A 12,700-nucleotide genomic window follows, 5' to 3' on the forward strand; every position below is an offset into this window, starting at 1 on the left:
CTATCTCCACACGCGGTAGGGCGCGAGCAGCGCCTCGACGGCGAACGGCATCTCATTGACGATGTTGCCAACGTTCACCGCCTGGCGGGTTACGAACCATTGACCGACGAGCAGCAGGATTGCCTGCTTGATCGGCGTGGGCACAGTCGGGATCAGGGCGGGGTCGCCGCCTTCCTCTGGCACGATCTCGCGTGGCGCGTAGCCGGCCACGTATCTGACCCGCACTGCCTCCGGGTCATCGCCCACCTTCGGCCACGCCTCAGCGTAGATGCTGCCGTCGGCGACGAGCCTGTAGTCTGTGTCAGGCATCACCTGCTCGATGCCGGCGGCGTCCTTGTAATGAATGGTCTCGATTGCGACGATCGGGCCGTAGGGCAGCGCATCGTTACCAAACGCGCAGTTCGTGAGCTCGAGCGTCTGCACGCCGATGCTCCGCCCGAGCCACCCGGCCGGCCCATCGATCCACGCCGTCGCCGCCGCGATATATCCCTCGACGAGCTCCTGCTCGAAATCGGAATCGAGGCGCAGATGCGCCTTGGCGTCCGTCCACGTGACAAGGGGATCGGGCGGCGTGACGACGCGGACCTGCATCATTCGGCCTTCTTGGCGCCGCCCTTGCGGCCGTTGCCGTCATGGTCCAGCGGGTCAGCCTTGTTCGCCGGCGGAGCTTCCATCTTGTTCTTCGGGCGCGGCTCGGCCTTGCCCTTCGGGGGCTGGTCCGAAACAGCGTGCGGGAGCCTTTCCAGGAGCTCCTTGCCGAAGGCGTCGGACACCTCGAACGGCTCGCCGGGGCGGAGCGTATCGGCCTTCACCGACGAAATGCTGACCTGGTCGATTGCGTAGAGTTTCATGGCACTCTCTCCTTTCGGCTCATAGAGAGGGCGGCACGAGGCCGCCCTCCTTGATCAGCCGAAGCTCATCACGGGCTGGTCGACGCCGTGATCGCGTCCGAGAAGTCGCCCTTGACGAAGGCTTCGGGGCGATAGACCGCCAGCACCGCGCGCTCTTCGCCACGGATGGTGACGAGGTTCTTGCGGAAGTTGTCGCTGTCCTCGGTCGAAATCTCGACGTTGGCTTCCTCGCGGTCGAAGAGCTGCGCACCGAGGCGGAAGGCGCCGGTGAGGAACTTGTCGACGGTCATCGCCGGCGTCTCAACCACCGGAAGACGCCACAGGCGCGGCGCGGCGCCGTCCTGCGGGTTGCCGATGATGTGTCGGCCAGTCGTGTCCTTGACGAGCTCGATCGTCGCCCAGTCAACCGGGTTGAGCACGATGCCGGTCGACGGGAGCTCGGCGAGGAACGCCTGCAGCATGGCGAGGCGCAGCACGTCGATCTTGGTGACCGGGCCCGGGAGCGTGGTCGGCGGGGTGAAAGCCGTCGCCTGGGTGTAGATGCCGTTAAGGTCGGTGCCGGTGCCAGAGCCGTTGAGGATCTGGTTGTCCTCGACAAAGGCGAGGCCATAGCGCAGACGGCCGTCGATATAGGACGCCAGCTGCGGCACGTCGTCGAGGATCTGCTTGGTGGCGAGCACAAAGTGGGCGATCGTCGCCACCGCCTCCGTCACCAGGTCGAACTTGATCTCCGACTGCGGCTTGGTTGCGCCGGACGTCTCGGACACCGTGGCCGCGTTATTGGTGAACCCCGTCTCCTGGACGTACTGGATGGCATTGGAGGCGGTCTGACCGGGCGTGATCAGATCGCGCATAGTCAGCGTGCGCTGCGCCGGAGTGATGATCTCCGGACGACGGTCGGGCACGATGAGGTCGCCGGCCGAGCCGTCGGCGTCCGTAGTCAGAGCGGAAATGATCGCCTTGACCGGGATCGAGACGCGGCCCTTCACGCCGGCCTTGATGAAGGCCTTCAGGTCCTCGTGCTCTACAATCATCTGGCCAACCGACTTGCGCTGCTGCGGCTCGACGGTGCGCTGCACCATCTTCTGCTCGAGCTCGGTCATCCGAGCCGCAATCTCGTTGTGCTTGATCAGCGCCTCGTCAGCGGCCTTCTTGGTCTCTTCGGTCACCTTGCCGAGGTTCTTGAGCTCGGTGTTGGTGGTTTCCGCCTGCTTCTTCACCTCGTCGGCGGCGGTCTTCAGCTCAATCGCGAGCTGCTTAATTTCGGCTTCTTCGGACATCGGGATGCTCCTTTAAGTCCGGGGTTGAAGGAAGGCCGAGACTGCGTTGCGCAGGTTGGCCAGGTCGTTCGCCTTCACGCCCTCGGACTCGCTCCGAATGGCCTTCGCATAGCCGACAGAGGCGATCTGTACGGCCATGGCTTTGGGGACGCCTGCCTCGCGCAGGATGTCCTCGAATTCCTTGACGGGCATGGGCTCGCCATCGCGCAGCCGGCGGGCGAATTCCTCCATGCGTTCGGATTTGACGGCGGTGATCCGCGCCTTGTCGTTGGCCGGGAACGTCACCGGGCTGATCTCCATGAGGTCGAGCTCGAGCAGCGTGCGGTTGTTGCCGTCCGGCTGGGCGCGCAGTTCGCGATAGCCGATGGAGAGGCCGCGGATCGCCCCATTCTTCATGATGATGTGCGCCTCGTCGGCCTTCTGTACGCCCTTGAGCAACCGCCCGCGCCCGAACAGACCCTTGCTGTCCTCTTCGAGGCTTTCCCACACACCGATCGGGTAGTCGGGATTGTGCTGCCACAACATCAGCGGACTGGTCTTCGCCTTGGCATGTCGGGCCAGCGACTTGCTGAACGCGCCTGCCTCGACGACTTCGCCATAGCTGTCGACGTTGCCGAAGATGGAGCCATAGCCCTCAAAGGTGCCGTCATCCGAGAGGTTCTTCACCTCCAGGGCAAAATCCTTGGTTTTCATGAGGATCATTCCTTGCTTGGGTCGAACGGCGGGCCGCCGTTGTGCCCCATCCGAGTGCTCAGCCGTTGGTCGATGAGCGCGTCGAGATCACGACCGAACAGAAGGTTCATCATCGCCGACCGCAATTGCTGCTCGCCCGACGATGCTTGTGCCTCCAGGCGATCCAGCGGGATGAGGTTGGACTGGACGGTCAGGACGTCTCCACCCTCGGCAGGAGGCAGGTTCTCGCGGCGGCGCATTTCGTTGCGGGTCATCCAGCCGTTCTGGCCACCAGAGGCGTAGAGCGCCGCTCGTCCGGCACTGTCCGCCCGTAGCAGCCCCTCGAGGACGAACTCCGCATAGAGCGACATGCGTTCGCCGGGCTTGAGCAGTTGCTTCTTCACCGCCTGCTCGATCCGCACCAGGTACGGCCGCAGGCTGTAGGTCAGGAAGCCGGTATTCTGCTGCTCGAGGCCCGTGCCCCAGCTGGTCGAATTCTGGGAGTGGCCGACCATGAATGGCGGCACACGATAGATGCGGCAGACCTGCTCGACATTGAAGCCGCGCGTCTCGAGGAGCTGTGCGTCCTCCGGGTTCATGGTGAGTTGGACCCAGTCCCACCCCGTCGGCAGCGGCATCACCTTGCCGCTGGACTTCGACCCCATGAATTCGGCGAAGAGCTCCATCAGCTCCCGCCGCTGTTCAGTGGTCGATTTCCCGCCGGGCGCCTCCTTGGCGAAGCCGGCGATCTGCAGTCCACCCTCCATGAACTGGACGGCAGCTTCCTCGGCGGCGATCGATCCGCGCAGGGTCCGCCAGTTGTACTGGATCGGCGAGAGACCGACGTCACCGCCGAAGCCGAATCCCCGAACATGGAAGATTTTGCTGGCCGGCAGCATCTCCCTCCGGCCACGGTCGTTGACTGCGTAACGCAGGTTGCCGTTGGTATCGCGTGCGACCATCGTGGTCGGCGGCAGCGGTTCCAGCGCGACCAGGCGGTCGCCGATGAATTTCTGCTCGGAGAACGCGTTGCCCCAGCCGCACAGGTGGGCAACCTGCCCCTCCCAGTATTCGGCCGCAGTCTGCCACGCATTGGGGCTGTCGTGCAGGAGACCGTAGAGCGGATGGTCAGATGCGAGCTCGCGCTTGTCCTGCGAAAGCTTGCGGTAGAGCGGCAACGGCAGCGTGCCGGTGGTTTCCGAGAGCAGCCGGATACAGGACCATGCCGTCGACAGCGCGAGCGAGCCATCGACCGTTGGACGAGCGGCGGCGCGGTTGACATAGGCCGCCAAGGTTTCCTTGCTGTCCCGACCCGAAATCTTCGGGTTCTGGGCCCAGCTGGCGATCCACCCAAACGGGTTCATGCCATCGCCCTCATGCTGGCGAGATAATCGCTGAGGTCCTCGCCGGCCTCAGTCGCCATACCCACCGCCGGTGCGATGGCGTTGATCAGCGCATCGATCCCGTCGATCTTGTTCGGGCTCATCTGGCTCTCCTTGATCGGAAGGAGCGTTTCGTCCCGGCGCCGACTGACGACGACATTCGAGGCCATCCAGTTCATCACCGGATTGCCGTCGTGCCGGAGCCGGTTGGGGCCGCCCTTGACGCGGGCCTCCAGCTCCTTGGCCGGATCGGTAACGGCAGCCGCCTTCTTGTGCAGGATCTCCGCCAAGGGCTCGTCTCCACTGCCATGGTTTTCGTTCAAGCGGCTGGCCATCGCCTGCGCCGCGGCGAACTGGTCGAAGGTGATGCGCCGGATGGCGTACTCCTCGATCCACTGCTCGACCTGCCGCTCGACCTCGTTGTGATCGACCCAGTCGCCGGGCGTGAGGCGCAGGTGTCCCTGTTGATGCCAGCTGCGATAGGGAGCTGGCCCTCTACCCTCGGCGTGCAGTGGGTCCGCCAGCACCGCCTCGGGGAGCCAGAACACGGGCTTGAAGATCAGCCTGTCATCGGCGTCGAAGGCGGCGAGCACCAGGGCGGTGATGTCGTCCTTGTCCGCGAGGTCACCGCCGATCCAGCAGTCGAGGTCCTTGAAGGCATCCCAGCTCAGTGCCGGGTCGGCACACTGCTTCCAGCGCGCCATATTGAGCCAGGCTGAATTGGCGTTGAGCCACCGGTTCAGGTTCTTGGTCAGGAAGTTGCCTTCGCTGCCCGGAGAGGCCTTCGCGTCCTTGGCCTCGTCGCGCAGGTATTTGAGGCTCGGCGTCACCCCTAGCATCGGGTTCGCCTTGATCCAGACCTTCTCGTCGAAGGGATCGTCGGCCGGCGTGATGACCTTGCCGTCATCATCCAGCACCTCGTCATCGAGGGTGAAGATGATGCCGAAGAAGTGGTCGGCCTCGAATACCTCCTCGAGGACCTTGGTCAGGTAGGTGCGCTGCTCGTAGCAAACGCCGTTTGTGTTGAAGCCCGCCGTGGTGATGATCCACATCAGCGGGTTGGACCGGGCGCCGAACGCCGACTTGATGACGTCGAAGAGCCCGCGGTCCTTGTGGGCATGGAGCTCGTCGAGCACGCCCATATGCGGGTTGTGCCCGTCCTGCGTAGACCCCTTGGCGTTGATCGGCTGGACATACCCATAGTTGGCGGCGCAGGTGATTGATCGCGACCACGCAGTCACACCGAACGCGTCCTGCAGATCGTGGCTGCGACGCACCATCTTCTGCATCGGGCCGAAGACCTTCTTGGCCTGTTCTCCTGTGGTAGCGCCGACGATGACCTGGGGGCCTACTTCGTCCTCACAGGTCAGGCAGTACAATCCCACCCCCGCGGTCAGAGTCGACTTGGCGCCCTTACGCGCCATCTCGATGTAGACGTAGCTGAAGCGGCGCTTGCCATCCTCCCTTCTGCGCCACCCGAAGATCGTGGTGAGGATGAAGACCTGCGCCGGCTCGAGGAAAATCGTCGCCGTCTTCCATTGGCCCTCCACGTGGGGCAACTTCTCGATGAAATCGCACACATCGTCTGCGTGCCAGCAATCGAAGTAGAAGCCCCAGCGCTTGTCCAACGTAGACCGCTCGAGGTCACGGAGATGACGCCGGCACGCGAGTTTGACCCACTTGCACGCGACCACCCTGCCCGCAACGACGTCCCTAGCCCACTTCTCGGCAATGCCCGCATAGTCGCGGGCGCCGTGCCCCCTACTGCCTGCGGCCATTTCGGGCGAAGACATTCCCGGATTTGCCACCCTCGGGCACTACGCCGACGCGGCTGCGCGCCCCTCCAATGCCCAGCACTTCCTGCATCTTTCGGACCTCAGTGAAGGCCGCAATGGGCGGCGTCTCGCCGGCTCGGATCGCTTTCACGATGGCGCCCTGCAGCGAGCAGTAGTTTGCGAACAGGCTGCTGTCCGATTCCGTCGCGAGCTTCACGCGTCCGATGTCGTCGAGCCAGACTTCCTCTGCCTCGCTCGTCAGCCAGTCCGGCTGTTTGGGCGTGGACATCGGCTCGATGATCTCGACCCTGTGACCATCCCTGACCGGCTGATAGGTGCCCTTGGCCTTCTTCTCGGAAGGTAATTGGGCTTTGGGGCCACGCTGCATGGAGATTTTCCTGAATTCCGACTTTAATCCGCACGCGCAGATTTTTGCTTGGGCCACCGGTGCAGAAGCGAAGGGTTCTAGACTTTTCACCCACCCTTCCTGCACAAATGCCCTACAGGCTGTTGGGAGGGAGTTGGTGACAGTCTACTTTCACCTGAACTCGACGCCACTTGGCGTTGGATCGATAGTGGAGCCCGGAAACTGGGGACGAATCATTCGGCTCTATGGGCTCAGTCATGGGCGGTTCGCAATCGAGGCTGCGATGGAAGATGTGCGCGCTAACGAGTTCGCGCACCTCCCCTCGCGCCTCGAAGCCGCGTTCTTCTTCGATGATGTCCACGAGGCAAAGCACTACGCCGATGCTGACAACTCCAGACGGTTGATGCTGCTCTACCAAGTGGAACTAGTGGACAACCGAGCAACTCTTCATCGGACAGATTGGCGCAACAACGTCCCTGATGGCCACCTTTCTCTGGATTGGATCCGTCGATACTGGCTCGGAGAAATGCTGCCGCCGATCAACGGGCGTGAATGCCGTGAACTTCTAGCAACCACACCTCTGCGCATAGTTGGCGCCGTTCCCCGCTAGAGGAGCCGTCCTTCCTCGCGCTGCTTCACGCTCGAGTGACAGCGCCATGGAGCTTCGTCGCAGACGGACTGGAGCTCACCTTCCCAGAACTTCACCGGGTCGCCACGATGGGGCTCGACGTGGTCTGCGACCGTTGCCGCCGTCACCCTGCCAGCCTTCAAGCAGATGGCGCAGAGCGGCTCGGCGGCGAGTTGGGCCTTGGCCCTCTTTCGCCAGCGAGAAGTCCAGTACCAGTGACGCCACTCCTGCAGGTTGCGCTTGCGATCATACGAGGTGCGGCGGGCTCTAGCCTTATGCAGCATGGCCTGGCTGGCGGGTGGTTTGCTTGGCATGCGTTTCTACTGGCTTGCCTTAGTCCCGGCGTCACGTTGCCATTGACTCCCGGGGCAGCTACTTCACACCCCTTTGAGCGGCAAAGGGGAGGAGAATGAGAAACCGGATCACCATTCGGATAGAAGATGATGTTGCAGAAGCACTGGAGCGCTTCATTTCCGAAGGACCAAGTGATTTCCGAACTAAGCAGGATGCCTACCGGTTCGTGGTTCGTGAATGGCTCGTCACGAAGGGCTATTTGATGCTCGACTTCCCACGATGTCACGGTAGAGATGGTGTCAGCGAACGGAACGACCGCTCACAGCTCTAAACGCGTGCACAAAAGAGGCCGCCACAAGGGGCGACCTTCGAGACTGCTGCAATAAGCGGGAGCTTACTGAACGAGCGACAAGTTGACGGCGGACTCGCGTCCGTCACGACCCGTTTCAACTTCGTAGGTCAGCTTGTCGTTCTCATAGAGGCCGTCAATACCGGCCCGCTGAACGGCAGAGATGTGGACGAAGTGGTCCTTGCCGCCCGTTTCCGGGGTGACAAAGCCGAAGCCTTTGGTGGTGTTGAAGAACTTTACGGTGCCTTTGATGGCCATTTGACTTTTCCTTTGGCTCGGACGCTGCGCGAACGAGCGTTAGTGCCAGCGGAATGCTGGGCTTCAGACGTTCGCAGAGCAGATTTCGAGAGCCAGGGACCAGTTCGAACTGGCAGAAGGCAGCCGACTTAGGCTGAAAACGTATGGCGCGCCTTATCGCAGGGAATATTGTTCCCAGCAAGGCACGAACTCAGGACGTAATACACTCGTCGATTTCGGGGCGCCTTCGTACACAAAGATGATGCTACCCGAACGGCCGCTTTTTTGGATGACGCACTCCCGTCTGTGCTGTCGGACTCATGGGAGAGTGAGTGGCATACTTGGCGGATCATTGTATGCAGGCAGCTACCATGTCCCATGTGACATGAGCAGTAGAGCTTGCCTTCTGGTCAAAGACCAGCAATAAAAATCCTTGGTCGATTTGACCAAGGGGGACTCAACTATGAAACTTCTGTTTGCTGTCATCATCGCCATTTCGGCGATGAGTACTTCTGTATATGCCGGCAACTGCAATGTGCCGTCGGACCGCGCCGCCGATGGCTCGCGCTGTGGTGACCGCGCCGCTTCAGAGCGTCCCGGCGGAAATTGATATATTGGTGAGGCCGCTGTAGCGGCCTCACCAATATCAGCTACCCGATCAATGATCCCACACGTCCTTGAGCTTCAGGATAGCAGCAGCAATTTCGCGCTCGAGGTTGTAGAGCTCGGCCATCGCTGTCGCCATGCCGTTCTCTATATCGTCGCTTTTGAATGACGAAGACCGGCAGGCCTCCTCCAGGGAGCGCTGCTCTTCCCGAATGGCCTCAAGGGTCTGTTCTGCCGATTGAAGAGCTTCCTCATCAGGATCGCCGGCCACATCGGCCTTACTGGCTGCGCGTATGAAATCCGCAGTGTCGGCACTCCAAGATCCGATGGACTGGAGCGTCAGGTCGAAGCGTTGTCGCAGTTCGTCTTCGGTCATTCCCCTGCCTTCTGCTAGCAGAACGGGAACGGATGCCGATAGGTTACGGTTGCTGAACTGCCTTGCAAACCACACGAGCTCCAGTGCAGGTACTCAGGGGCCTATTTGCGCATGAGCTTCGGATGCCGAGCGGCATCGAAAAAGGCCTTACCATCCTTCTCCGATGCCCCTGGGTTTCCGAACGCTTTGGGCGACGGGATATCCCCACCAGTACTCAGCGCAGCGTTCACCGCCCTGCGTTCGCGGCGATGTTCTAACACCTTGAACGGCTTGTCGCTCTCGGCCACTGTGATCCCGGTGATCGGGGTATGACGATAGGAGCGGGACACGACACTGAACCTCTACCTGTCTCGCAGCCCAGCCTCGCCAGCCTCATACCGCCTGCGATTGCTGAACTGCATGTTCTTGCTACGGGGGAAGTGCGCCCTGCCGCTTGTGAGGCTTACAGAGCAGGCAACCCGCCCGCGTGGATTTCGGACCCTTGCGCTTGTAGTGCATCATGATCTCCGGAGTGTTCCGGTGCGCCCCTATGGCACACGATCATGATGAACATGGAGTCCTCCTCAGAGGGGGCGAAATGAAGAAAGCCCGCCGAGGCGAGCCCACCGGCGCAGACTGCCAACGCAGCGAATTGGTACGCCGATTGGCCCGCCATCGCAACAACCCGACGGCTAATCCTAGCCTGGGGCGCACTGTGCCGAACATATCAGGAACTTACCGATAATGGACTAGAACGTCAAGCGCTTAGCCCTTGTTTCGTTTGGGATTCCTGATCTCGCCCGTAAAAATCATCTTCTCGGCGCAGCCGTCATTCCAATCTCGTTTCCGACTGCTCCCCTGCGTTACACCTGAGTACCCGAAATGCTCCGCCACCACGTCGATCGCGTCCTTAAGGAGCCGAACGATTAGGGCGCGCCCTGCCCCACTGTCACGCAGGTCACGCGTGACAGCGACGTCACGGATGGACATGTCGTGACAGACCACCTGCTCGATAAGTCGGGAGCGGTCCATGCCGAGGACTTTCACCATGTCGCGATACTCCCGACGTGCCTGCTCGCCAATCTCCAGGACAGTGCTCTCTGCCGGACCTGAGGTGTCGACCTTCACCGCGGCATAGTCCACGGCGCGGGAGCCGCCGAGCTGGGCCCGCTCATAGATCGACCGATAGCGAGCAGCCGCATGCATCTGTGCTTCGGTCCGATTTCGAACGCGAGCAAAGCCGCCGATGAGGGTCTGCATGTTGATCGCAGCCTCGATCTTGCCCGGCTCAAAGCCGCGCCGGTCGCCATGCTCTGCAGCGCGCCGCAGCTCGTCCAGGTAAGTAGCGGGCGTGCGCAGCGGATTATCGACGAGACGGCGCGCGATGATCGAGCCCTTTGGTATTTGGGCGACCTTCGAAGGCGCGCTGGCTTTCTTCGGGTATCCCAATATCACGCCTCCTTGCCGAGCAGACGAGAACGGATGGTCGAGTGCCGATCCTCGGGCTTGATCGCCTTGCGCTCGAAGATCTGGGTAGGACTAGGCTTGCGATGGCGCGCCGGGTCGTTCCAGCGCCGGACCTCCTCCCAGGCCTCCCTGACATAGTCGGTCAGAGGATCCAGCACTTCCGAGGCCGCGATGTCAGCGCCAGGGGTGAAGCACCAGGCGCGCTCGATGGAGGGTACGCAATCGGTCGAGACCACCGGGCGGACCTGATCCATCAATTCATCGGCGGTAAGGTGCGTTTGCACGACAAATGCATGTGCGTAGCGTGTCTGCATCGCCGCCTTGTAGCGCAGCCCGTTCAATCGGTGCCGAATTGCACCGATTTCCTTCTGGCAGTGCTCGGTATCGAACTTGAACAGCACCATGATGATGTGGACGGTGCGCTTCTGGCGGCTGTCGGAGCGGCGCTGAAGTTTTGCCAACAAAGTAGGTGTGCTGGCCGCTGGGGCGGTCGCGTTGTGAAAGTTCATGGGGAGATGATCCTTCGCGAACTGGCTCATGCTGCACCTGGTCCATTGCCGCGCGCGCTGAGGCGGTTGATTTCGTTCTGCACGGCCCAGGTGAAGGCCGAGACCTGACGTTCGATCTCGGCGGGGGCGAACCCCCGTCGACGCATCATCCATTCGAGAGTGGCGCAGGTGTCTCGCCAGTAGGTCGAGCGAGCCTTGTCCGTTCGCCGCCGAAGATAGATCTCGGCAACGTGACGAGCCTTTCCTACATTGCGCTCCTGAGGGAAGCAGATGAGCTCGGCCATCAGCGCCCCCCCTCTTCGAGGGCAACAGCTGCAGCGCCTGCACTAGCCGCTGCGTTCCGGCGCACAGGGGATATGGTATATCTAGATGTGTCCTTGAGGCCGGACGCTATTTCGGCGTTTTTCGCGACTTCAGTCCTTGAGGTCGGACGCAAACGAGAATTTCCGGCGGTTAGGTCTTGTTGCGTCCTTGGGATCGGACTTGGTGTCCTTGAGATCGGACTAGGTTTTATTTTTTCTGGCCGCCAATGCGCGAAGTCCTTGGTAGCCTTGTGACCCGTGCGATCGTCCGGCAATTCCGTCAGAAGCCATTCGGTGGCTCGCCTACCGTTGGTGCTAAAGCCGCCGGGTGTAGCCGGCTCGATGAAACCGAGCGCTCGCAGTTTCTTAAACGCCCGGTTGGCTGTATCGGGCCCGACATTGATAGCCTTCGCAGCTTCGCGACAGCCGAGGCCAATCATTCCATTGTTGTGCCCGTTGAAGCGCTCCCTCAGTTCCAGGTAGAGAGCGCGAGCTACGGGATCGAGCTCTCGCCAGGCGGGCGACTGCGTCACCCACCGGAACAGTTGGACAAATGGCGGAGATTTCGAGCGACGACTTCTCCGACTCATTCTCGCCCCTCCCGTATGCGCTTTGCCTCGGCCATCGCTTTGACGGCATCGTTGAAGCCGAGGCCATAGCGTTCGCGTAGGAGGGCCGTTTGGGAGAGGAGGCGCACCTCCTCCCAATTGTCGGCGAGCCAGTTGGCCGCTGTCTTGATCGTGTCGAGTGACGGCGAGGCAATGCCTGTCATGCTTTGCCCCCGCCCGCTTGCTTCCAAGCTTCCTGGAGTGCTTCGATGATCTCCGGCAGCATCGTCAGCCGGACGTTGACGCCCGATTTGCCGGGCCGCATATCGCCGCCGTCGCGCGGATCGTAATAGACACGCACGGCGCACAGCCGATGACCCTGATATTCGGTCAAGCTGATCCGCAATTCCTCGTTGGCGTTCTTCGGGATCGTTGCGATGATCTGATCCGTCATGCAGCGTCCCCTTCGAACAGCTCCTCGAGCTTCTTGCGGGAGGCGACCCAACGGCCGCCGACCTTCTTCGCCGGCAGTTCCCCGTTTTCCAGCATGTGGAAAGTCTGGCGGCGGGTCCGGTTGAGGGCCGCAGCAATTGCTGTGGCGCCCCAGATCAGATCGAGCCTTTCGGGAACGGAACGATCAGATTCCATCGTCGGGCTCTCCATGATCGGTGGGATCGTACTCGGCGTCGGTATCGCCACCCGCTGCCCAGCCGAGCTGGCTCAACTGGTTCGTGCGTACGTGAAAGCCAGACAGGTGCCCACCCAACCAGCTCTCCGGATCGCCCGACATCCGAAGCATCCCCGGAGGGCTTTTGGCCTCGGGTGTCGCCAGAGAGGGCTCACAATCCGCATTGTCCTCCTCGCGGTCGTCATCCAGGGATTGGGGAGCGCGCCCGAACTGCTGAGGTCCCAGCGCGGGCCAACCGAGAGAGGGCTCCAGATCGCCAGCCTCCTCAAGGTCTGGGTCTCCATCGAACTTGTCGAGCAGACCGATCAGACGTTCAATCTCGGCTTCGATGGATCTGCGATCCGGGCGCGGGCAATTGGCAGCCCCCATTTTTGTGAGGTCGTTGTCCAT

Annotated in this window: 21 protein-coding genes; 3 read left to right on the top strand and 18 right to left on the bottom strand. The window is 61.7% G+C overall.

Annotated features, from left to right (window positions below):
• The 7 genes from VE25_RS07400 to VE25_RS07430 all read right to left on the bottom strand — a co-directional run bounded on the left by VE25_RS07400 (position 1) and on the right by VE25_RS07430 (position 6,348).
• Positions 1-594 (bottom strand): head-tail connector protein, encoded by a 594-nt coding sequence (locus VE25_RS07400; RefSeq protein ID WP_046107960.1) that lies wholly within the window; start codon positions 592-594, stop codon positions 1-3.
• A complete protein-coding gene (locus tag VE25_RS07405; RefSeq protein ID WP_046107961.1) occupies positions 591-851 on the bottom strand; it encodes a hypothetical protein in 261 nt (86 codons plus the stop codon). The genes VE25_RS07400 and VE25_RS07405 overlap by 4 nt, the downstream gene beginning before the upstream one ends.
• 68 nt (positions 852-919) lie before the next feature.
• Positions 920-2,131, bottom strand: coding sequence for a phage major capsid protein (locus VE25_RS07410; protein WP_046107962.1), 1,212 nt, complete (start codon positions 2,129-2,131; stop codon positions 920-922).
• A 12-nt stretch (positions 2,132-2,143) separates the two neighbouring features.
• Positions 2,144-2,824: an HK97 family phage prohead protease gene (locus tag VE25_RS07415; protein WP_046107963.1), complete on the bottom strand. Its 681-nt coding sequence runs from the start codon at positions 2,822-2,824 to the stop codon at positions 2,144-2,146.
• 5 nt (positions 2,825-2,829) lie between these two features.
• The gene (locus VE25_RS07420; RefSeq protein ID WP_052731805.1) at positions 2,830-4,167 is read right to left on the bottom strand and encodes a phage portal protein; all 1,338 of its coding nucleotides are present in this window, start codon (positions 4,165-4,167) and stop codon (positions 2,830-2,832) included.
• Entirely contained in the window at positions 4,164-5,813 is a 1,650-nt protein-coding gene (locus VE25_RS07425) for a terminase large subunit (protein WP_201776054.1), read from the bottom strand. Before VE25_RS07425 ends, VE25_RS07420 begins: the two co-directional genes overlap by 4 nt.
• Positions 5,814-5,946: 133 nt before the next feature.
• Complete coding sequence (locus VE25_RS07430; protein WP_046107965.1) at positions 5,947-6,348, bottom strand: hypothetical protein; 402 nt, start codon at positions 6,346-6,348, stop codon at positions 5,947-5,949.
• On the opposite strand from VE25_RS07430, the gene VE25_RS21750 reads away from it, so the two are divergent.
• The gene (locus tag VE25_RS21750; protein ID WP_052731806.1) at positions 6,347-6,937 is read left to right on the top strand and encodes a DUF2441 domain-containing protein; all 591 of its coding nucleotides are present in this window, start codon (positions 6,347-6,349) and stop codon (positions 6,935-6,937) included. The two genes, VE25_RS07430 and VE25_RS21750, sit on opposite strands and share 2 nt — an antisense overlap.
• Here VE25_RS21750 and VE25_RS07440 read toward each other — a convergent pair.
• On the bottom strand, positions 6,934-7,269 hold the full coding sequence (locus VE25_RS07440) for an HNH endonuclease (protein WP_244466881.1): 336 nt from the start codon (positions 7,267-7,269) through the stop codon (positions 6,934-6,936). The two genes, VE25_RS21750 and VE25_RS07440, sit on opposite strands and share 4 nt — an antisense overlap.
• A 95-nt stretch (positions 7,270-7,364) precedes the next feature.
• On the opposite strand from VE25_RS07440, the gene VE25_RS22680 reads away from it, so the two are divergent.
• Positions 7,365-7,580, top strand: coding sequence for a hypothetical protein (locus VE25_RS22680; protein WP_152664547.1), 216 nt, complete (start codon positions 7,365-7,367; stop codon positions 7,578-7,580).
• Positions 7,581-7,643: 63 nt separating this feature from the next.
• Here the strand turns inward: VE25_RS22680 and VE25_RS07445 are convergent, their stop codons facing one another.
• Positions 7,644-7,856: a cold-shock protein gene (locus VE25_RS07445; protein ID WP_046107967.1), complete on the bottom strand. Its 213-nt coding sequence runs from the start codon at positions 7,854-7,856 to the stop codon at positions 7,644-7,646.
• A 442-nt stretch (positions 7,857-8,298) separates the two neighbouring features.
• Here VE25_RS07445 and VE25_RS22255 point away from each other — a divergent pair, with 442 nt between their 5' ends.
• Complete coding sequence (locus VE25_RS22255) at positions 8,299-8,445, top strand: transmembrane anchored protein (RefSeq protein ID WP_083988785.1); 147 nt, start codon at positions 8,299-8,301, stop codon at positions 8,443-8,445.
• Between the two features lie 48 nt (positions 8,446-8,493).
• Here VE25_RS22255 and VE25_RS07450 read toward each other — a convergent pair whose 3' ends face one another.
• From VE25_RS07450 to VE25_RS07490, 9 genes are all read right to left on the bottom strand, one after another.
• Positions 8,494-8,817, bottom strand: a complete 324-nt coding sequence (locus VE25_RS07450) for a hypothetical protein (protein ID WP_046107968.1) — start codon at positions 8,815-8,817, stop codon at positions 8,494-8,496.
• A 101-nt stretch (positions 8,818-8,918) separates the two neighbouring features.
• On the bottom strand, positions 8,919-9,146 hold the full coding sequence (locus tag VE25_RS22260; protein ID WP_201776055.1) for a hypothetical protein: 228 nt from the start codon (positions 9,144-9,146) through the stop codon (positions 8,919-8,921).
• A gap of 415 nt (positions 9,147-9,561) precedes the next feature.
• Positions 9,562-10,245, bottom strand: coding sequence for a hypothetical protein (locus VE25_RS07460; protein WP_046107970.1), 684 nt, complete (start codon positions 10,243-10,245; stop codon positions 9,562-9,564).
• Positions 10,246-10,247: 2 nt separating this feature from the next.
• The gene (locus VE25_RS07465) at positions 10,248-10,802 is read right to left on the bottom strand and encodes a hypothetical protein (protein WP_046107971.1); all 555 of its coding nucleotides are present in this window, start codon (positions 10,800-10,802) and stop codon (positions 10,248-10,250) included.
• A complete protein-coding gene (locus VE25_RS07470) occupies positions 10,799-11,056 on the bottom strand; it encodes a DUF6074 family protein (protein WP_046107972.1) in 258 nt (85 codons plus the stop codon). The genes VE25_RS07465 and VE25_RS07470 overlap by 4 nt, the downstream gene beginning before the upstream one ends.
• Before the next feature lie 604 nt (positions 11,057-11,660).
• A complete protein-coding gene (locus VE25_RS07475) occupies positions 11,661-11,846 on the bottom strand; it encodes a hypothetical protein (protein WP_046107973.1) in 186 nt (61 codons plus the stop codon).
• Positions 11,843-12,076, bottom strand: a complete 234-nt coding sequence (locus tag VE25_RS07480) for a transcriptional coactivator p15/PC4 family protein (protein WP_046107974.1) — start codon at positions 12,074-12,076, stop codon at positions 11,843-11,845. The genes VE25_RS07475 and VE25_RS07480 overlap by 4 nt, the downstream gene beginning before the upstream one ends.
• Positions 12,073-12,270: a hypothetical protein gene (locus VE25_RS07485; RefSeq protein ID WP_046107975.1), complete on the bottom strand. Its 198-nt coding sequence runs from the start codon at positions 12,268-12,270 to the stop codon at positions 12,073-12,075. The genes VE25_RS07480 and VE25_RS07485 overlap by 4 nt, the downstream gene beginning before the upstream one ends.
• Positions 12,260-12,700, bottom strand: a complete 441-nt coding sequence (locus VE25_RS07490; RefSeq protein ID WP_046107976.1) for a hypothetical protein — start codon at positions 12,698-12,700, stop codon at positions 12,260-12,262. Before VE25_RS07490 ends, VE25_RS07485 begins: the two co-directional genes overlap by 11 nt.

The sequence above is a fragment of the Devosia geojensis genome (assembly GCF_000969415.1).
In the GTDB taxonomy this organism is placed as follows: domain Bacteria; phylum Pseudomonadota; class Alphaproteobacteria; order Rhizobiales; family Devosiaceae; genus Devosia; species Devosia geojensis.